Annotated in this window: 18 protein-coding genes; 2 read left to right on the top strand and 16 right to left on the bottom strand. The window is 70.0% G+C overall.

The annotated features are described in order from the left end of the window. Nucleotides 1–93 precede the first annotated feature (93 nt). Nucleotides 94–573, top strand: a complete 480-nt coding sequence (locus ABD830_RS42190; protein ID WP_345000018.1) for a hypothetical protein — start codon at nt 94–96, stop codon at nt 571–573. Here ABD830_RS42190 and ABD830_RS42185 read toward each other — a convergent pair. The 14 genes from ABD830_RS42185 to ABD830_RS42120 form a co-directional block, all read right to left on the bottom strand. Further along, the gene (locus ABD830_RS42185) at nt 570–1,754 is read right to left on the bottom strand and encodes a hypothetical protein (protein WP_345000016.1); all 1,185 of its coding nucleotides are present in this window, start codon (nt 1,752–1,754) and stop codon (nt 570–572) included. The two genes, ABD830_RS42190 and ABD830_RS42185, sit on opposite strands and share 4 nt — an antisense overlap. After that, nucleotides 1,747–5,664, bottom strand: a complete 3,918-nt coding sequence (locus ABD830_RS42180; protein WP_345000014.1) for a phage tail protein — start codon at nt 5,662–5,664, stop codon at nt 1,747–1,749. The genes ABD830_RS42185 and ABD830_RS42180 overlap by 8 nt, the downstream gene beginning before the upstream one ends. Nucleotides 5,665–5,708: 44 nt before the next feature. Further along, on the bottom strand, nt 5,709–5,906 hold the full coding sequence (locus tag ABD830_RS42175) for a hypothetical protein (protein ID WP_319708270.1): 198 nt from the start codon (nt 5,904–5,906) through the stop codon (nt 5,709–5,711). A gap of 32 nt (nt 5,907–5,938) precedes the next feature. Further along, complete coding sequence (locus ABD830_RS42170) at nt 5,939–6,430, bottom strand: hypothetical protein (RefSeq protein WP_345000011.1); 492 nt, start codon at nt 6,428–6,430, stop codon at nt 5,939–5,941. Nucleotides 6,431–6,433: 3 nt separating this feature from the next. Continuing rightward, the gene (locus ABD830_RS42165; RefSeq protein ID WP_345000009.1) at nt 6,434–6,988 is read right to left on the bottom strand and encodes a phage tail tube protein; all 555 of its coding nucleotides are present in this window, start codon (nt 6,986–6,988) and stop codon (nt 6,434–6,436) included. Nucleotides 6,989–6,990: 2 nt separating this feature from the next. Then, entirely contained in the window at nt 6,991–7,248 is a 258-nt protein-coding gene (locus ABD830_RS42160) for a hypothetical protein (RefSeq protein WP_345000008.1), read from the bottom strand. Beyond that, a complete protein-coding gene (locus ABD830_RS42155) occupies nt 7,245–7,571 on the bottom strand; it encodes a hypothetical protein (RefSeq protein WP_345000006.1) in 327 nt (108 codons plus the stop codon). Before ABD830_RS42155 ends, ABD830_RS42160 begins: the two co-directional genes overlap by 4 nt. A 2-nt stretch (nt 7,572–7,573) precedes the next feature. Next, entirely contained in the window at nt 7,574–8,011 is a 438-nt protein-coding gene (locus ABD830_RS42150) for a hypothetical protein (RefSeq protein ID WP_345000004.1), read from the bottom strand. Nucleotides 8,012–8,014: 3 nt separating this feature from the next. Continuing rightward, the gene (locus ABD830_RS42145) at nt 8,015–8,449 is read right to left on the bottom strand and encodes a hypothetical protein (RefSeq protein WP_345000002.1); all 435 of its coding nucleotides are present in this window, start codon (nt 8,447–8,449) and stop codon (nt 8,015–8,017) included. A gap of 10 nt (nt 8,450–8,459) precedes the next feature. After that, a complete protein-coding gene (locus ABD830_RS42140; protein WP_345000000.1) occupies nt 8,460–8,909 on the bottom strand; it encodes a hypothetical protein in 450 nt (149 codons plus the stop codon). 73 nt (nt 8,910–8,982) lie between these two features. Beyond that, the gene (locus tag ABD830_RS42135) at nt 8,983–9,336 is read right to left on the bottom strand and encodes a hypothetical protein (RefSeq protein ID WP_344999998.1); all 354 of its coding nucleotides are present in this window, start codon (nt 9,334–9,336) and stop codon (nt 8,983–8,985) included. A gap of 6 nt (nt 9,337–9,342) precedes the next feature. Further along, nucleotides 9,343–10,278 (bottom strand): phage major capsid protein, encoded by a 936-nt coding sequence (locus ABD830_RS42130; protein WP_319708280.1) that lies wholly within the window; start codon nt 10,276–10,278, stop codon nt 9,343–9,345. A gap of 18 nt (nt 10,279–10,296) precedes the next feature. Continuing rightward, nucleotides 10,297–10,677: a capsid cement protein gene (locus tag ABD830_RS42125; protein ID WP_344999995.1), complete on the bottom strand. Its 381-nt coding sequence runs from the start codon at nt 10,675–10,677 to the stop codon at nt 10,297–10,299. Nucleotides 10,678–10,680: 3 nt separating this feature from the next. After that, on the bottom strand, nt 10,681–11,976 hold the full coding sequence (locus tag ABD830_RS42120; protein WP_344999993.1) for a head maturation protease, ClpP-related: 1,296 nt from the start codon (nt 11,974–11,976) through the stop codon (nt 10,681–10,683). 132 nt (nt 11,977–12,108) lie between these two features. On the opposite strand from ABD830_RS42120, the gene ABD830_RS42115 reads away from it, so the two are divergent. Next, complete coding sequence (locus ABD830_RS42115) at nt 12,109–13,506, top strand: pentapeptide repeat-containing protein (RefSeq protein WP_344999991.1); 1,398 nt, start codon at nt 12,109–12,111, stop codon at nt 13,504–13,506. Nucleotides 13,507–13,614: 108 nt separating this feature from the next. Here ABD830_RS42115 and ABD830_RS42110 read toward each other — a convergent pair whose 3' ends face one another. Next, nucleotides 13,615–15,717: a phage portal protein family protein gene (locus tag ABD830_RS42110; protein WP_344999989.1), complete on the bottom strand. Its 2,103-nt coding sequence runs from the start codon at nt 15,715–15,717 to the stop codon at nt 13,615–13,617. Nucleotides 15,718–15,763: 46 nt separating this feature from the next. After that, entirely contained in the window at nt 15,764–17,311 is a 1,548-nt protein-coding gene (terL, locus tag ABD830_RS42105; RefSeq protein WP_344999987.1) for a phage terminase large subunit, read from the bottom strand. Nucleotide 17,312 lies beyond the last annotated feature (1 nt).

Below are 17,312 nucleotides of genomic sequence, written 5' to 3'. Positions count from 1 at the left end.
AAGTCACCCCCGAGTCTTTGTCGAATTTCTAGACAAGGTCTCTCGGCACCCTTAGTCTTTGTCTCGCATTCCGACAAAGACAGGAGGGTGGCGGTGGAAGCCAAGCGCTACCTGAGCAAGGACAACATCGGCGCCATGTTCGGCGTCTCCGGAGCGACTGTTGGAAAATGGCTCACCCGCTACGCCGACACCGACCACCCCACCCCGGAGCCGGCCGCGTGGATCGGTGACACCCCGGGATGGACCGACGCCAACGCCTGGAAGGCATGGAAGCTGGCACTCCCCGGCCGCGGTGCAGGCGGGGGCCCGCTACCTCTGGGGCGGGCGCGCGAGGAGTACCGCACGGCCCTGGCGGCAGCGCGCGCGGAACACCCCAACGACAAGAGCGAGTGGCATCACGAAGTTCGAGCGCTCAAGCGGATTGCCAGCGCCTACAACGTTGACGCAGACGGCCTGAACGCGCTCTCGGTGAACATCATGGAGGCGAATCCGGGCAAGCCGAACGAGGAGTGCAACGTCATCGCGGTCGCCACCGTGATCCGCAGCGCCCGGGGCAAGAAGCCCGCGAGCTAGCGCCGCACTGCCGCCACGATCTCCGGCAGGGCGCCGATGTACTGGGCTTGCAGGTCCGTCGCCCGGTCACCGTTGACCGCAGAGCCGCCGCCAGCGACGACGCCCAGCCAGCAGTCCATCGAGGTCGCATTGGTTCGCGTCAGGCCGCCCGACGTGTGCAGGTCGAAGTTGCGGGCGCTGCCGACAGCCACGCGGTTACCGTCGGCGTCGTCGCTCGATCGCGTCGCGTACGACGTCGAGTCGGTGAGCGTTTCCGGGTCAGCGAGGAACACCGACATCGGGCCGGAGTCGCCACGCTGTAGCCAGCATTCGACGATGCGCGACCCGCGCCGTACCGTCAGGTCCAGGTAGGCGCGGCCGACGGGGCTGCGCACCGCGGTCAGCCTGATCACGCACTGCTCCAAGTCGTTGCGCAGCACACCGGCCGACTCCCAGCGGGTGATCTGCTCGGCGCCGACCTGCACCCACCACCTCTTGCCGCGCCAACGGCCGTTTGTGAACGACGCCACCTCGAGGCTGCCGCTGCTATTCAGCGGCCTGACCCTGACCAGGCCGTTGGTGAGCTCCCACTGGCTGGCCTGGAGCGGGTGGCCCGTCCCCACCCGCTCAGTTCCACCGGTGAGGATCTTCACGCGGCCTCGCAGATAGTGCTCCACTGCGCAGCCCCAGCGCGGGTTCACCCCGGCCGGGACGCCACGGAACACCGTGATCGGCCCATCCGCGCCCACTCGGGTCAGCACGCCGGGCAGCGTCGCCCCGGTGTAGTAGCCGTAGGCGCCGATGCTCGGCGCGCTCCACCGCTCGCCCACCTGGCCGAAGTCGTTCTGCCGGGTCGCCCCGATCAGGCGTGACTCCAGGTCCACGTCCGTGTCCGGGCCATGGCGCTGAAGCGAGATTTTCCAGCTGATCTCGGTGATGTTCTGGCGTTTCCGGTCGAGCACCTCCCCGCTCGACGACAGCACGGTGTAGTACCCGTTCCGTTCCGTTTTCTCCTCGAACACGACCGGCACCAACGCGCCCTGCACGCCGAGCGCACCGTCGAAGCGGGCCCACACCTCGTCACGCGTCACCATCGGACACACCTCGACGCCGGAGATGTGCATCGACCAGCCCTGGTACGCCGACTCGCTGAACGCCTGCGTCTCCCGGAGCGTGAGGCGGCCGAGCTGGAGGTCAGACATCCGCGAACACCTCCTGCTCCAGCTGGCGGATCGCCTCCCGCAACTGCTCCACGATGACTCTGTAGGAGACCGGGTTGCTCGGGTCCAGCACACCTTGGATGGTGATGTTCTCGATGACGATGCCGGGCCGCGCCTGGGCGGCAGCCGTACGGGGCGCGGCCGGCGCGCCGAACGTCCCCGTGAACTCCATCGCAGGCGAGGACAGGCCGTCGAACGCGGCCGCCGTCGCGTCCGCCATGCGCTGAGACGCGGCCTCGATCAGCGGCATGTTGCGGTCGATACCGATCACCAGGCCGGGCGGCAGCTGCCTGCCGATCGCCTCCATCAGCCGCGACGGGCTCGCGATGCCGAGCGCGTCCTTCACCCACTGCGGCATGATCGACGAGAAGAAGCGGTAGATGGCGTCGCGGAACCAGTTCCACATCGACTGGAGTCCGTTCCACAGCCCGCTGATCAGGTCGCGGCCGGCGTTCCACAAGGTCGAGCCCAGGTTGCCGAGCGTGCTGACGATGCGCCCGGGAAGATCGCGGAACCAGGTGAGCAGGCCGTCGATGCCTTGCGACACGGCGCCCTTGATCTGTTCCCACTTCTCCGAGACGAAGTTCCGGACCGTGTCCCAGACCTGGTTCCAGCGGTCGGAGATCTGGCCCAGGACTCGGGAGATCGTCTCTCGGACCTCGTCGATCTTGGACTGGATGGCGTTCTTGATCTCGGACCACTTGGTCTGCACCCAGCTCACGACCTGGCCCAACCAGGCGGAGAACTTGCCGGGCAATTCCCCGAACCAGGAGACGATCGATGCGACCCAGTCGACGCCCTTCTGGAACCAGTCCCTCAGCCCGGTGATCAGGTCCGGGATGATGCTGTTCCCGATCAGCAAGTTGTAGAGCCACTGGAAGACCTCGGCGATCTTGTTGATGGCTCCCGAGATGAGTCCGGCGACCCACTCGAACGCCGGCGCGAGCTTGTCGACCAGCCACGAGATGACCGACGCGATGATCTCGATCAGTGGGGTGAGGACGCTGACGATCAGCTTCAGCAGGACCTCGATGAGCGGCGTGATCGCGACCAGCAGCTGGGCGAACACGCCGACCAGGGTGCCGAGCAGCGGTGCCAGCGCCGTGATGATCGGCAAGATGGGCGTGAGCACCGCCATCACCAGCTGGATCAGCGCATCCAGCAGCGGGGCGAGCGCCGTCATGATCTGCCCGAAGACCTGCGCCACCAGTGCGAGGATCGGGGTGATCGCCTGCACCAGCTGGAGTAGCGGAGGCAGCACCGCCTGCACGAGCGGCATGAACGCCTGGACGACTTGCAGCAGCAACGGGGCCAGCGGCGTCAGCACCTGCATCGCGAGCTGGATGAGGACGCCGAGGACCGGCGTCAGCGCCGCCAGCAGCTGGCCGACCACGCCGATCACGCCGGTGATGACCGGCGCGAGCGCGCCGAGCAGCTGTGAGAACAGCGGCAGGTACGTGACCGCCAGCGGGACGATCGCCTGCACGAGTTGGGCGACCATGCCGATCAGCGGGGTGAGCGCCGGTAGGAGCCCGACGACGGCCTGGACGATCGCCAGGAGGGCGGGGGCGGCGGCCTGCAGCGCGGCGAGCAGCGCCTGCCCGATCTGCTGCGCCAGCGACACGATGATCGGCAAAACGGGCGTTACAGCCTGGACGAGGGTCGTGATGCCCTGCACGAGGACGCCGCCGATCTGCCCGGCCACCTGCGCCACCAGCGTGATCAGCGGCGCGAGCACCGGCAGCAGCTGCGCGATCGCCTCGGCGACGGCGACGATCAACGGCGCGACGGCCTCGACCGCGTCCGCGAGAACCTGCCCGATCGTCACGGCCAGCTGCCCGAGCGGCCCGAGCAGCGGCGTGACCGCCTTCAGCAGGCTGCTGATGACCGACAGCAGCGTCTGCCCGATCACACCCGCCAGCTGCACGACGATCGGCAGCAGCGGCGCGAGCGCGACCAGCAGCGTCCCGAACACCGTGACGAGCTGGCCGAGCACCGGCACGGCCGCCTGCACCAGCTGCACCATGATCGGCAGCGCGGCCGTCACGACCTGGCCGAGGATCGGTGCCAGCCCGGCGACCGACTGCCCGAAGGCGACCAGGTGCGGCACAATCCCCTGCACGGCTGCCAGCAGCGGGCCGCCGATCTGCTGCCACGCCTGCCCAACCGAAGCAAGGACGGGCGACAGCGCGGATACCAGGCCAGACAGAGCGGCCACGGCCGCGCCGCCGATCGTGGACGCCAGCTGGACGATGACCGGCAGCAGCGGTGTGATGGCCGGCAGCAGCGCCCCGGCGAGCTGGGCGACCAGTTGCGCGAGCTGCGGAAGCAGCGGCGAGATCCCGGCGGCCAGCTGCGCGATCGCGGCCACGAGCGGCGTGAGCGCGGGCAGCACGGACTGCACCGCGCTGGCCAGGCCGCCAGCGGTGATGGCGACGAGCTGGCCCAGCGCCGGCAGAAGGGGCGACAGCGCGACCAGCAGCCCGGACAGCGCCTGGCCGACCGGCAGCAGCGCTGGCGCGATCGCGGCGACCGCGCCGCCGAGCCCCTGAACGACGGCGACGATGCCGGGGCCGAGGGCAGCGATCGCCGGCGCGAGCGCGGCGATCGCGGACGTCAGGACAGGGCCAAGCGCGGTCGCAATGGCCGCCGCCTGCGGGGCGATCGTGGCCAAGGCGCCCGCCAGCGCGGTGATGACCGGCAGCAGCGCGGCGCCGACCTGGTGCAGCGCCTCGAAGACGGAGACCAGCACTTCCTGACCGGCGGCGCTGTTCACCCACGTGTTCAGGGCGCCGGTGAGCTGGCCGAGCACGCCCAGCGCCGAACCGCCCGCCGCCGCTGCCGCGTCGAGCAGCCCTGTGAAGGTGCCCCACACGTCCAGCGCCAGACGGCCCAGCTGCTGCAGCGCGCCGGTGGCTTCCTGCAGCCACGCCAGCGCCTGCCCGCTGGAAGCGATCTGCGACATCCACGCGCCGAACGTCGACAGCACGTCCCGCAGGCCCGTGGAGAACCCTCCGAGCCATGTGCTGCCAACCACGCCGAGATCCGTGAACCCCTGCAGCAGCGGGTTCAGGGAGTCCCGGACCGCGCCGACGAGGTCGCGGGTGACGGCGAAGACACTGTTGAACTGCGCGAGCGTGCCCGCGCTGGTTGCGAACGCGAGGGCTTGGTGGACGATCGCGCCGAAGTCGGCTCCCAGGCCGGCCACGGACGGCCGGAGCGCGTCGAGCGCCGACACGAACCCGGCGAGGCTGCCCGCGAGCTGGCCGGTGAACGCGTCCTGGGCGGCAGCCTGGAAGTCGCGAAGGGCCGGTACGGCCTGCTCAAACTCGCTGATGAATGCGCGGCCGCCTTCGGAAAGGCTGCCCAGTGCGGCGGCGAGCGCCTCGGCGTTGCCGGCGAGGGCAGCGCTCATCGCGTCGGCGAGCCCGCCGGTGGCCAGCCGCCAAGCCGCGAATGCGGCGGCGCCGGTCAAGGCCACGCCCGGCAGCCCAGCGAGAAGCCCCGACAAGGGGGCGATCGCGGCGGCCAGCTCCACCGTGGCCGCGGCGGCGCTCGCCGCAGCGGCCCCGACCGTTGCGACGCCGGCCGCCAGCGTCGACCACTTGGCGACGCCGGCGAGGAGCCCGCCCGCCGCCGTCGCCGCCCTCGTGAACCCGGCGGCGAGGTCGCCCAGCGCTGGCAGCATCGCCGCCAGCGCTCGCCGCCCCACATCGCCGAGCTCGGACAGGCTGCCGCCCATCCCGGACGAGAACCCGTCTCCCCACTCCCGGCCGGCGCGGCGGCCGTGCCCGTCCGCATCGACGCCGTCGAACCCCTTGCGAACGTCGTCCCTGACGGAGGAGGTGTCGGCGCGAACGCGCACGAACGCCTCGGCGAGCGGGGTTGCCATCGCACCCCCCGCCGAGCGGCCCGTCCGTGGCTATGCGGGGCGGCTTATCCGCCGGCGGCTGCTACCAGCTCAGCGATCATGCGGCGACGCTCCTCCGGGTCCTGCCGGTGCGGGGATCCGGACTTGCAGGCCTCGTCGAACGCCTCGTGGGGGTCGGCGGCGACGTCGTCAACACCCGCCAGGGCCAGCAGGGCCTGCGTCTGCACGAGGTCGGTGCGCCACTCAATCCAGAGGGCATGCATGACGTCGAGCGCGTCAGCCAGCGGCAGATCGGTCAGCCGTAGGAGACCATCCGCGGCTGGTCTTCCTGCGTCTGCGGCTCCTCCGCCGTCGGCGCCGGGCTCAGGGATTGCACGCTGACAACGCCCCGCGAGAGCGAAACGACCTTCGACGTAGCCTCCTCGGGCGGCGGCCCATCGAACGAGTCCGAGGGCCTCTGTGTAGGGCGCTGCGCGGCGTCCGAGATCAGGTCGCGCAGGATCTCCACCAGCACCCCGGGCTCTGTGCCGTTCTTGCGGCAGTGCAGCCTGAACCTCTGGTAGTTGTTGCCGAGAAGCCCGGAGAAGACATCGGCGAGGATGGCCGCCCCTTCAGAGCTTTCAGCGGTGACGCCCTGCTGGGCGAGCCGCGCGTACTCGGACAGGTCGAGGACACTGACGTTCGACTCGCACACCCAGGTGATGTCGTCGAGGTCGAACTCCTGCGTCGGCAGGCCAGCTGAGCCGCTCTGCTGGTTCTTCCTGGAGGTGTAGGAGCGTTTCGTCATCGGTTAGGCCCTCCGCGGGTGTTCGAGCATCGCCTTGAAGGGCGTCAGGCCCTCCGGCTTTGTCATGAGAAATTCACAGTTGATCAAGGCTTTTTCGGCCCCCTTGCGACGCGGAATGCCGATCTGGCCCTGGCTCAAGCACTGCCGATAGATCCACCTCTCGCTGTGGTCTTCGCTCTCGAACCCGAGCTTCACGTTGGTTTCCTGACCGAGCTCCGGCGGCTCGAAGGTCACCACACCGGTGCCGATCGTGATGGTGCCGCCGTTCATCGCGACCCGCAGGTTCGTGGCCGTCACCTCCGCGAGGGCGAAGTTCAGGCCCAAGTTTCTGCCGGTCAGCGCGATGGCGATCGGGTCGAGCTCCTCAGCGACCTCCACCGGTTCGCTCGACAATTCGTACGTGAACTCCGAACCTTCGTTCGTATATCCGAGGCCGGTCCATGCTGGATCAACCGCCGCCCACGGCGTGGTCAGATCCATCGGCTCGGCAGCTCCGAGCGTGGCCAGGTACAGATACCCGGGGCCGAGACTGAGTGCGCGCGGCTTGCCACGGGCCATGGTCACCTCTCCTTTTCTGTCGTGGCGGCCTGACCCTCGTCGGTCGCAGGCTGGTCGGAGGGAACGGCGGGCGGATCGTCCGGGGGCCGCACCTTGTCGGCCCAGCCGAACCTGTCGACGTGGGCGGGCAGCACCTGATCTCCCGGGATGTGCGCGCGGGCGGCGCCGATGTACAGGGCCGCTGTTGCGATGTAGTACGGCGGCCGGTCCGACTTCTCCTGCTCGGCGGCCGGCCTCTTGGCCGGGCGGGCGGCCGTCATGACGTGTACCTGAAGACGCCGACCCGCAGGTCCGTCGGCGCGTCGTACGTGATCGAGGCGCGGCCGTTCGCGCCCGCGTAGTCGCCGCTGGCGGGCACCTTCACCGTCGAGTTCGCCGGGATCGGCACTGCGCGGTCGGCGATCGCCAACCCCCGATAGGCGCCGGGTGTCACCAGGGTCACGGTGCGAGCCTGGGCGCCGGCGTTGATGAACTCGATCCAGACGCCGTCTCCGCAGGGGCAGGTGTCACCCCCGCCCGACGCCGGATCGAAGCTGGATACCGATCCCGCCGGGACCAGCACCTGCAGGGGCAGAGCCGCCATGTTCACACTCCAGGGATGAGAGGCACGAGGAAGAAGGTCGCGTCGACCTGGTAGGCGTGCTCGCCGCGGGTGCCGGCCCGGTTGTCGACGAGCTGGGGGCCGACGATGTCGTCGGTGACGAGGCAGGTGGCGACGTCGCCCATCGCCGTCGGCGTCCCGGTCAGGGCGGCGACAGCGTTGGCGTACGCAGTGGCGGCGCGCTCGGTCGCCTCGTCGTCCGGCCCGCACACGAGGCCCCCGATTCGGGCCTCGTCGGCTGGTTCTTCGGCGGTGAGCGCGTCAGCCCCGTCCAGCCGGTACAGCACTAGGTAGCAGCCGGGCGCGGGCGACCGGGGCAGTTCGCGGAACGCGCCGCGGTCGAGCGGCCGGCCGCGGCCCGTCAGCGTCGGATGGCCGTTGACCCACTGGAGCACCGCCGTGACGGCGGCGACCCGCGGCACGGGTCACGCCCCGCGCAGGCTGGCCAACGCCCGCCGTAGGTAGGCTCGCGGTTCGGTGCCGGGATGGCGGGCCACCTCGGTGAAGTGGACGCGCCCGTCGGGCCCCCACCAGCGCAACCACCCGTCAGGGCGGCGCGCCCGGATCGGATGCGGCCTGGTGCCGACCTCCATGAACAGGCCGTACGGGGCGCCGTTGGCGGTGCGAGCCGGTGACGAGATGTCGGCGTACACGCCGATGAGGTCGCGGCCCATGTCCCAGCGGATCTTCGCCCGCAGGTAGCCGGGCGGTCGGCCCGCGCTGCCGTCCGCAGAGACGGGCGCATACCGTTGCGCCGTACGGGTGACCTGGCGTGCCAGCTTGGCGACGTGCAGCCCGACCGGCCCCGTCTCGCTGTGGAACACGCGCTCGAACTCCGGCTCATTCCAGACGATCAGCACCGGGCCTCCCTTACAGCAGGTAGTCGCCCCACCAGGGCGGTTCCGGCATCGACCAGACCGGCAGCAACGACGACCCCGAGGTGCCGTGGCCTTGGTCGTTGATCGCCTGCACCAGCCGTTCGAGCTTGGCGTTCGCCAGCTCGTTGAGCTGCTCGTACACGGCCACGTCGGCGTCGCGGTCGGGGTAGGCGATCTCTATGTCAGCGGCTGCACGCAACGCAGCCGCCTCACGGGCGAGGATGGACAGGAACATGGGTGCGGCCGGGACGACTCCGCCCACCGCCCCGAGCACCGTGACCACGGCGTCTTCGATGTGGCGCTGCGCCTGCACGTCGGTCGGGGTGGTCTCCGACGTGAACGTGTTGAGATACCGGGTCTCGCCCGGCGGTTCGATCGGCCGGGTCCGAGTGGGGATGTGGTCGGCGACCATCTCCAGGCTCGGTGTCCACGGCTCGGCCACCACTGCTCACCTCCCCTTGCGGATCGCGACGGTGGCCCGGCGCGGGCGGGGGGCGAGCGCCGGGCCACGTCGGCTACTGCTTGTCCGGCTGCCGCACGTACTTCGCGATCAGCTGGTCGCGGGTCAGCTTCTCCAGCTCGGCGCGGTCCTCGCCCCGGGCGACGCCGTACGCGACGAGATCCGGCTTGGAGGAGCGGGCGGTCACCGCGGGCTCGGGTTCGCCGCTGGGCGCCGCCGCTGCTTCGGCCGGCTCCGTCGACTCGAGCTCCTTGATTAGGCCGACCGACAGCAGGTGCTGGATCCGAGCCTCGGGGACATCGGCGGGGAGGACCTGGCCCGTGTAGAAGGTCGACAGCTGGGTCCCCTGGCTGGTGGAGACCGGGACGTTGGTGACACATGCCCCGATCACCTGGTACGTCTTCGCCATGATCGGCTAGTCCTTCGTGTTGGTGATGCGGACAGCGGCGCCGGGCTCCTGGACCACGGGCACCGTGAGGCGGCGCGCCCAGATGTCCCAGGCGTTCGCTCTCGCGATACGTTCGGACTGGACCTGCACGCCCATCTCGGCCATCACGTAGCCCGGATCGGCACCGACCTCGTCGGCCATGCCGCCCAGTTGCCGGCTGTCGAGGACCCAGACGTCGGCGGCGGGCAGGCGCGCGGCCGGAGCCTTCACCACGACGAGGTCGTCGATCATCTCGACGTCGCCACCGTAGATCGGGTTGTCGGTGGTCTCCCGTCGCCTGAGGTTGTTGACCCGGTCGTCGCTGACCATGATCGCGTACATCTCGCTGGACAGCAGCACGGTGTCCGGCTCGTACCCCATGTCCAGGTCCGCGATGAACGCCTTCGCGGCCTCCAGGGTGCGCAGGATGTTCGGCGTGGTGCCGTTCCACGCGCCACCGTAGGTGTCGGCGTTGACGGTGTTGGTCACGGCGGACGCCACCGCGGCGATCGCCAGGGCGTCGATCTTGGCGATGACCGTGTTGAGGATCTTCCGCAGCACGCGGTCCAGCTCGTCGCCGCCGCGGACACGCCGCTTGATCGCCGCGTCCGTGAGGCGGGACGCCTGGCCCCAGTCCTGCACGGCCGACAGCCCGGCGGCGCCGTCGGCCGTCGGCGCGTACGGGTAGGTGGAGCCTGGCGACACCGGCTCCACCGGCCGGGACGTCATGATCGGCTCAGACACCTCGAACAGCACCGCGCCGCCGCTGGAGCGCCAACGCTGCGTGAGGATCTGGTCCGCGACGAACCGCATGTCGTCCAGCGTCCGGAGGCGGCGCCGCAGTTGCTCGGGCGACTGGAGCAGCCGGTGGATGGTGAGCAGGTCGCCCGCAAGGGTCGGCGCGCCCGGGGGGTTGACAGGCATGGTGCCTTGTCCTCTCTGTTAGCGGCCGATCCAGCGGGCCTTGGCACCCGCGCCGGCCGTGGTGAGCGCGGTGCCGATGTGGGTGCCCGCAGCGGCGATCGAGGCGAGCGTTCCGGAGTCGATGCCGCCGGACGTCGATGAAGTGAGGGCCGCGCCGGCGGCCACGCCGGCGGGACTGGTGGACTCGTGGACCACACCGGATAGGGGCCACACGGTGACCAACCCGCCCGTGGGGGCGTCGTTCTGGGCGATACCGATCGCGGCACCGCTGGGCCCCGCGGTGGGGGCGACGGTGCCGACGCCGGAGGCGGCCAGGACCTGCCCGCCGGTGACGGGAGCGCTGGCGGTCATCGTGAACGGCTCGACACCGTTGAGGTAGACGGGAAGGTAGTCGGCCATCGGTTACCCCTTTCCGGGGGTCGTGAAGATGCGGTCGTAGACCTCGTCTTCCTCCGTGCTGTGCGGCTCGCCGCCGGGCTCGCCGATCGGGTCCAGAGGGACCAGGCCCTCGGCGAGCGAGTCGAGCAGCTGGCGGGTGCCGTCCGGGTCGGCGTCCCACGCCTTCGCGTAGTGCGCACGCCGGGCGGGAGGGAACTTCCCGAGGCGGATGGCCTCGTTGAGCGCCTGGTCGCGGGCCTCGGCGCGCTGCTGCGCCCGTGCCGCGACGCCCTCGGCGGCGTTGGAGCGCAGCTCGTCGAGCGTGGCCTCATCGATGAGCACCATCCCGTCGGGCACGCGCGCCGCCACCGGCTCCGGCTCTGGGACGGGCGGGGCAGGTTCGTCGTCGGCGCGCTCGGCCAACGCCTCGTCGAGCGCCTCCAGCAGAGCGGCGTCGTCGAGCTCGGCGTCGCTGGCGATGCCGAGCCGCTCACGCAGCCCCTCGGCGAGAGTGGACATGCTGTCCTCCTCCTGTGTTTTCTGGGGCCCCGCGGCCGGCCCGGCCGGGGGAGCATGCTTGGCCTGGCCGATCACCGGCAGGCGGGTGTTGCGGACGGCGGTCAGGTTCGGGGCGGGCGCCTCCGCGCGGCCGGCGTACCGGAACACGCTCAGGTCCCATGCGCGAGCCCTGGCCTTGGCGTCGTCATCGGGGGCGTCCTGTGGGGCGTCGTCGGGGTTGCCGTGCTCGGCCACCTCGTCGGCCAGGCCCGCAGCGACCGCTTCGGCGGCGCTGAACCATGTCTCGGCCTGCATCAGTTCGCGCCAGTGCTTCACGTCGCCGCCGGCGCGTTCGGCGTAGACGGCAGCGAGGTTGTCGGACTGGCGGTCGAGCCGCTCGGCTGCGTCCCGCATGTCGGCGGCGTCGCCGATACACATCGCCCACGGGTTGTGGATCATCATCTGCGAGTGCGGCTGCATGATCACCTGCTCGCCGGCGAGGGCGATCACCGACGCGATTGACGCGGCCAAACCGTCCACCCACGTCGTGACCTTGGCGGGGTGCGACCGGAGCAAGTTGGCAATCGCGATCCCGTCGAACACCTCGCCACCCGGCGAGTTGAGCCGCAGCCGTATCTTGCTCGCGGTGATCTCTTTCAGCTCGCTGATGAAGTCCTGTGCGGAGACTCCCCACCAGGAGATCTCGTCGTAGATGTAGACCTCGGCGGGGGCTCCGTCGTCGCCGGCTGCGTTGCGGATGCGGTACCAGTCGGCGCGCTCCTCCCGCTGTCGGGCGCGTGGCCGCGCGGTTGTATGCCTCACCCGTCAGTCCTCCTTGCTCAGAATCGGGCCCAGCTGGAAGCCAGCAGGAAAGAGGTGTACCGAGGCTCACGGGCCCCGTCACGACTTGATTACTCGGGCTGGCAGGCGGCGCATGGCGCGGTCAAATGAGTCATGGGCTTCCTCCTGCGGCCTTCCAAGTCACCTGCTCGCCCACCCGAGCTGCGTCCGCCGCGCTCGATGTGGTGGTGGGCACTCCCCGCAGCGCTGTTGATCGGCGTGGCAGCTTGGGGGACCACCTCATGGCTGCTTCAGGACCTGGACAAATTGCCGGTTGCCGAGCAGGTGTCCGCCCGGATTGAAGCCGTCCGCACTGCGTTGGCGGCTGCGGCCGGTGTTGGCGCTGCCGTGACTCTGCTGCTCGCCGTACGCCGACAGCGTCACCAGGAATTGGCCGCGGCGCACACCACTCATGACGCCACGGAACGCCGGGTCACCGAGCTGTACACCAAGGCCGCTGAACAGCTCGGCAATGATCAGGCTCCAGTCCGTCTCGCTGGCCTGTACGCCCTGGAACGCCTCGCTCAGGACACCCCGGCACTACGGCAGACCATCGTGGATGTGATCTGCGCCTATTTGCGCATGCCGTACACCCCGGCCTCGGGTCGGACCGAGACTCCCGAGTCCGCCGTCCCACGTGCCGCCGTGGCTGGCATCTCTACGCCCCCGGCCGGACGGGACCCGCGCGAGGAACGCCAGGTCCGACTCACCGCCCAACGCATCCTGGCCGCGCACCTGCGTTATCAGGCCTCACCGCCCAAGTCCCGGTGGCGGCCCGCACGGGCCAAGCCCAACCCGCAGCATTGGCCCGGCATCCGGCTCGACCTCACCGGCGCCACGCTCATCGACCTCGATCTGAGCTGTTGCCGCATCGGCGATGCCCAGTTCGACGGCGCGACCTTCGACGGCGTCGCCAGATTCGACGAGACAGCCTTCACCAGCACCGCGTGGTTCAGCGAAGCGCACTTCACTGGCGCGGCCTGGTTCGCCAAGACGACCTTTGCCACCATTGCCTGGTTCAACAAGGCGATTTTCGACAGCGCAGCCCGGTTCGATGAGGTGGGCTTCAACGGCGATGTCGGGTGGGCTGATGTGACCTTTAACGCTGACGCCACGTTCAGTGATGCCAGCTTCACCGGCAGCAGCTGGTTCGGCGAGACGACCTTCAATCGAGACGCCTGGTTCGCCGGGGCTGCCTTCAACGGAGACGCCTGGTTCGACGAGACGACCTTCAATCGAGACGCCTGGTTCAACAAGACGACCTTCAATCGAGACGTGATGTTCCAAAAGACGACTTTCAATAGAAGTGTCGTGTTCGAGGGAGCAACGGGCCTAGACGGGGCGAATCTCACTGACGTGCGAGCGGCGCCGGCCGAGGGCGCGCAGCGGGAATGGCCGCTGGCATGGCGGGTGAAGATAGGCGCGGACGGGTGGCATACCCTCCGCCACGGAGCCGACACGGGCGAGGACAGCGGAGCGCAAAGAGGGTTCGGCGTCGAGCGATCGACATGAGAACCCACCGGGCAACTCCGCCTGCGAAACGCCCAAGAGATCCTTATCCTGCGGCGCCGTGATCGAGCCGAATCGTTCGGCATGCAAGATCAGGCGGCTCTTGTCTGCCTATGCCGGATCCCAAATGGCGATCACCGTGCCGCGGCACCGCAATCGGCCCTGGCAGTCGATGTAGCCGCCCGGCGCGTAGGCGGCCTTGGCCTCCCCCAGGCCGTCGAACAGGCGGCCGTCAACGTCCCGGCACGGCCCGCACGTGTTGCTGTCGAGCACTTCCAGCCCTTGGTATCGGGCTGGAGGTGCGGCCTCAAGCACGGCGATGCGGCCAGCCATCTGCGCCGTCGACAGCGCGCCGCCGAGCTGTTCGCGCAGGAAGGCGTCAGACAGGCCCTCCAGGTGTTCGATGACGGCGTTGGCGACCTGGTCTCCGCCGACGCCTGGGACGGCCAGCCGCAGCGCTTCCCGGGCGGCGGCCCCGGCCAGCCACGCCGCGAGCAGTACGGAGAGGGCTGCGGCGATCGCGCCCAAGTGGTCCTCATCGACCGGCGGCGGCTCCACCTCCACCTGCTGGGCGGCGGCCTCCGCTGCCATCTGCTCGGCGGACGCCGCTGCGAGGTCGGTCATGGCGTCGGTGAGGAGCTGTTCGGCGTCGCCGGTGTCGAGTTCCATGCGGGCGAGCGATGGCAGATCCCCGGCATCAACGACCGTTTTAACCTGGTCGGCCAGGGCGTCACGCCACGCCTGCGAGACCGCAACCCACGCGGCGATCAACGTGTCCAGAGCCTCCTGCCACAGGGACTGGATCGCGTCGGGATCGACGCCTGAGTCCGCTTCGTCCAAGGTCAGCTGACGCCGCGCCCCGGCCGCGGCCTGGGGCCCGCGCTGACGTGCCAAAGACCGACGCCGCGGGACTGCCCGGCGCTGCTGGTCTTCCTCCTGCTCCAGCCCTGGTTCGGGCTCTGGCTCGTCCGGACCGGGGCGGCGAGGTGGCGGGGGCGCGTCCTCCGCCTTCTCCGGCAGACGCATCGCCTGCCGTACGTACGCCTCCAGCTCGTCATCGGCGGTGATCGCGCCAACGGAGAGCAGCATCTGCAGCGCCTCGGCCGTCACCTCATGCCGCGTGCCGACGTCACTCGCGATCACTCGCGGTGCAGGCTCGTCCTCGCCGAAGTTGAAATCCACCAACTGCGTCACAATGCCGGGCAGCGCCGGATGCCCGGAGGTGGCCACGTCGGCGATCTCGTCGGCGACCGCCTGCAGGGACAGCAAGAACAAGTCCAAGAAGCTCTGGCCGAGCGCCCGGGAACCATTCGGCGTGTTCCCGAGATCCATCAACCCCGCCAAGGCTGACCTGCTCATCTGCTGGTCGAGGTAGGTGATGTACGCCAGTGCGTCCGGCGCCGACCCGGTCATGCCCGTCAGGCTGAGCTTGAAGTTGGGCGGCAGCCCGATCCCGGCCTGGTCGCCCGCCCGCATCGAGGAGGCGAGCCGTTGCGCCTCCGCCACCTGGTTGGCGGTCGCACCGGACGGCGCCTCCACGCTCGGGATGCCCATCCCGAAACGTCTGATGCTGGTCGCGTGAACCCTCCACAGCTCGTGCTTCAGCAGCCACGGCCCGTACGACGCTCGCATGACCGAGCGGCCCGCCCAGTTCGCTCCCTCCCGGGCGTGCACGTACCAGACGAGCCGGTCAGCCGGGATGGGGCGGCCACTGCCAGCGACGTCCTGTGACACCCACCGGACGGTGCCGTCCCGTGCCAGCTCGATTTCGTCGATGGTGTGCGGCATCCGCTCGCCCAGCGACACCAGCCGTGCCTGGCCGCGCCGGATCTCGTACCTCCGCTCGAAGACCATGTGGCCGAACACCAGCGACAACAGCGCCATGCGCACGTGCTCGGACCAGCTGACCCCACGCCGCCGCGCTGGCCCCGGCTTCTCGTCCGCGCCCTTGATCGGCAGGCCCAGGTCGTCAGCCACCATGGCCACGACCTCGTCCCGGCATCCGGCCGGATCCAACTGCCACACCGCCCGCCTGATCGGCAGCGTGTAGGCGGCCAGGACTCCGGCGAGCTGCGGGTCATGACGCATCCGCGCGTAGGTGTGGACGCTGAGCGGCCACGTCAGATCCGGCAGGACCTCCAGCCAGTCGTCGATCCACCATCCGCCGACGATCGAAGCGAGCCCGCCGATGTCGCTGGTCGGGATGCTGGCCATCGCTCACCCCGCTCCGTGGTCATGGCGGGCCGTGGCCGGCCGCAGATCAGTAGTCGAGGGACATGAAGTCGATGCCGCCCGTGTCGCCGCCCGTGGCCGCGGTGTACGCCTGCTCGATCGCCGCGCCCGCGGACGCGGCGGCATCGCCGTCCGGCCCGGCGGCGTCCTGACGCACCCAATGCATCGTCACCACGCGCGCCGCGTACGCCAGGGTGTCCACCTGGTCGTCGTGCTGAGCCGAGGGGAACCCGGCCAGCTCGTCGCACCACTCATCCAGCCACGGCACGCCGGCAGGGAACCACACGCGGTGCGCTTTCACCCTCGACGTTGCGGGCAAGGCACGGGTCAGCTTGTCGGTGTCGGCGGTGAGCGGCTGCACCGGCACGCCGCTCGCGGTCGCGTCGATCACCAGCGTGGTGCCGATCCACCCGGCCTCCACAAACACGGTGTCGGCCGCCCACCGCTCGCGTAGTGGACGGACCAGATCCCAGTGCTCGGCCTCCTCGATCCGGCCGCGCCGCCGGTCCAGCAGGATCAGGTCGCCGTCCGGGGAGATTCCCCACACGCTGGCGACCGTCCAGTCCGCTGACGTTTTTGTCGACGCGGCCAGGTCGACGGTGAGGAACCTCCACAGGTCGTCGAGCGGGACTGCCCGGCCGCCGAGGTCGATTCGGCCGCCGGACAGCGGGCCGTGCCTGGACGGGTCGGCGGGCAGCTGGTGCCAGTACCTGAAATCCGCCCTCCGGAAAAGGTTGCCTTCGGCCACGGTGGGCGCCTGCTGGTAGATGCCGCTGAACACGTACGCGCTCCGCAGCTCCTTCAGCTGGTGGAAGTACCCGCGACGGCGCTGCTGCACCGATGCGAGTTCTTCGCCTGGACGGCGGCCAAGCGGGTCGCCTTCCTCGGCGATCGCCGGGATTCGCAGCACCCGCCACCGGCCCGGCTCCCGCGCCAGCAGCCGACCCGCGAGATCATCTTCGTGCCATCGGGTCATCATCAGCAGCACGCGGAACCGGGATGACTGGCGGGTGGACGCGTTGCTTTCCCACCAGTCCCAGGCTGCCTCCCGGTAGGTGGCCGACTCCGCCTCAGCGCGCCCTTCCACCGGGTCGTCGATCACCATTACGTCCACGGGCTCGCCCGTGATACCGCCCTGGATGCCGACGCAGAACAGGCGCCCGCCTTGTTCGGTCTCCCACCGGCCCGCCGTCTGCGCGTCCTTGCGCAGGACGATCCCGAGTTCGGGGTGCGCGCGGACGTCCCGCAGGATTTGCTTGCCCCACCTGACGGCCTTGTCCGCCGAGTAGCTGACGATGGCGATCCGCAGCGTCGGATCGTGCGCCAGCAGCCATGCCGGTGTCCTGCGGGAGACCCGCTCCGACTTGCCTTCCTGCGGCGGCGTGAAAATCATCAAGCCGCGGTCGTCCTTGCCGTCGAACAGCTCGACCAGCTCCTGGTCGATGCGGGCGAGCATCGCCGTCTGCCGGTGGCCGCGATCGATCGCGGACGCCATCGCGCCTGGACTCGCCCACTTGCGCGGCTTCGGCCGGAAGCGGTTGGCCGCCACCCTCCAGGGCGACAGCGTCGCCGTCACC

Origin of the sequence: Nonomuraea helvata, assembly GCF_039535785.1 — a bacterium.
Taxonomy (GTDB): Bacteria; Actinomycetota; Actinomycetes; order Streptosporangiales; family Streptosporangiaceae; genus Nonomuraea; species Nonomuraea helvata.
This window is presented reverse-complemented; position numbering and strand designations above follow the sequence as displayed.

Bases quoted from the DNA above. Each gene is read 5' to 3' on its own strand.
- ABD830_RS42110 (WP_344999989.1), bottom strand. From the start codon at position 15,717: ATGGCCAGCATCCCGACCAGCGACATCGGCGGGCTCGCTTCGATCGTC.
- ABD830_RS42135 (WP_344999998.1), bottom strand. From the start codon at position 9,336: ATGGCGAAGACGTACCAGGTGATCGGGGCATGTGTCACCAACGTCCCG.
- ABD830_RS42115 (WP_344999991.1), top strand. From the start codon at position 12,109: ATGGGCTTCCTCCTGCGGCCTTCCAAGTCACCTGCTCGCCCACCCGAG.
- ABD830_RS42170 (WP_345000011.1), bottom strand. From the start codon at position 6,430: ATGACGAAACGCTCCTACACCTCCAGGAAGAACCAGCAGAGCGGCTCA.
- ABD830_RS42155 (WP_345000006.1), bottom strand. From the start codon at position 7,571: ATGGCGGCTCTGCCCCTGCAGGTGCTGGTCCCGGCGGGATCGGTATCC.
- ABD830_RS42175 (WP_319708270.1), bottom strand. From the start codon at position 5,906: ATGCATGCCCTCTGGATTGAGTGGCGCACCGACCTCGTGCAGACGCAG.
- ABD830_RS42180 (WP_345000014.1), bottom strand. From the start codon at position 5,664: ATGGCAACCCCGCTCGCCGAGGCGTTCGTGCGCGTTCGCGCCGACACC.
- ABD830_RS42125 (WP_344999995.1), bottom strand. From the start codon at position 10,677: ATGGCCGACTACCTTCCCGTCTACCTCAACGGTGTCGAGCCGTTCACG.
- ABD830_RS42160 (WP_345000008.1), bottom strand. From the start codon at position 7,248: ATGACGGCCGCCCGCCCGGCCAAGAGGCCGGCCGCCGAGCAGGAGAAG.
- ABD830_RS42165 (WP_345000009.1), bottom strand. From the start codon at position 6,988: ATGGCCCGTGGCAAGCCGCGCGCACTCAGTCTCGGCCCCGGGTATCTG.
- ABD830_RS42185 (WP_345000016.1), bottom strand. From the start codon at position 1,754: ATGTCTGACCTCCAGCTCGGCCGCCTCACGCTCCGGGAGACGCAGGCG.
- ABD830_RS42130 (WP_319708280.1), bottom strand. From the start codon at position 10,278: ATGCCTGTCAACCCCCCGGGCGCGCCGACCCTTGCGGGCGACCTGCTC.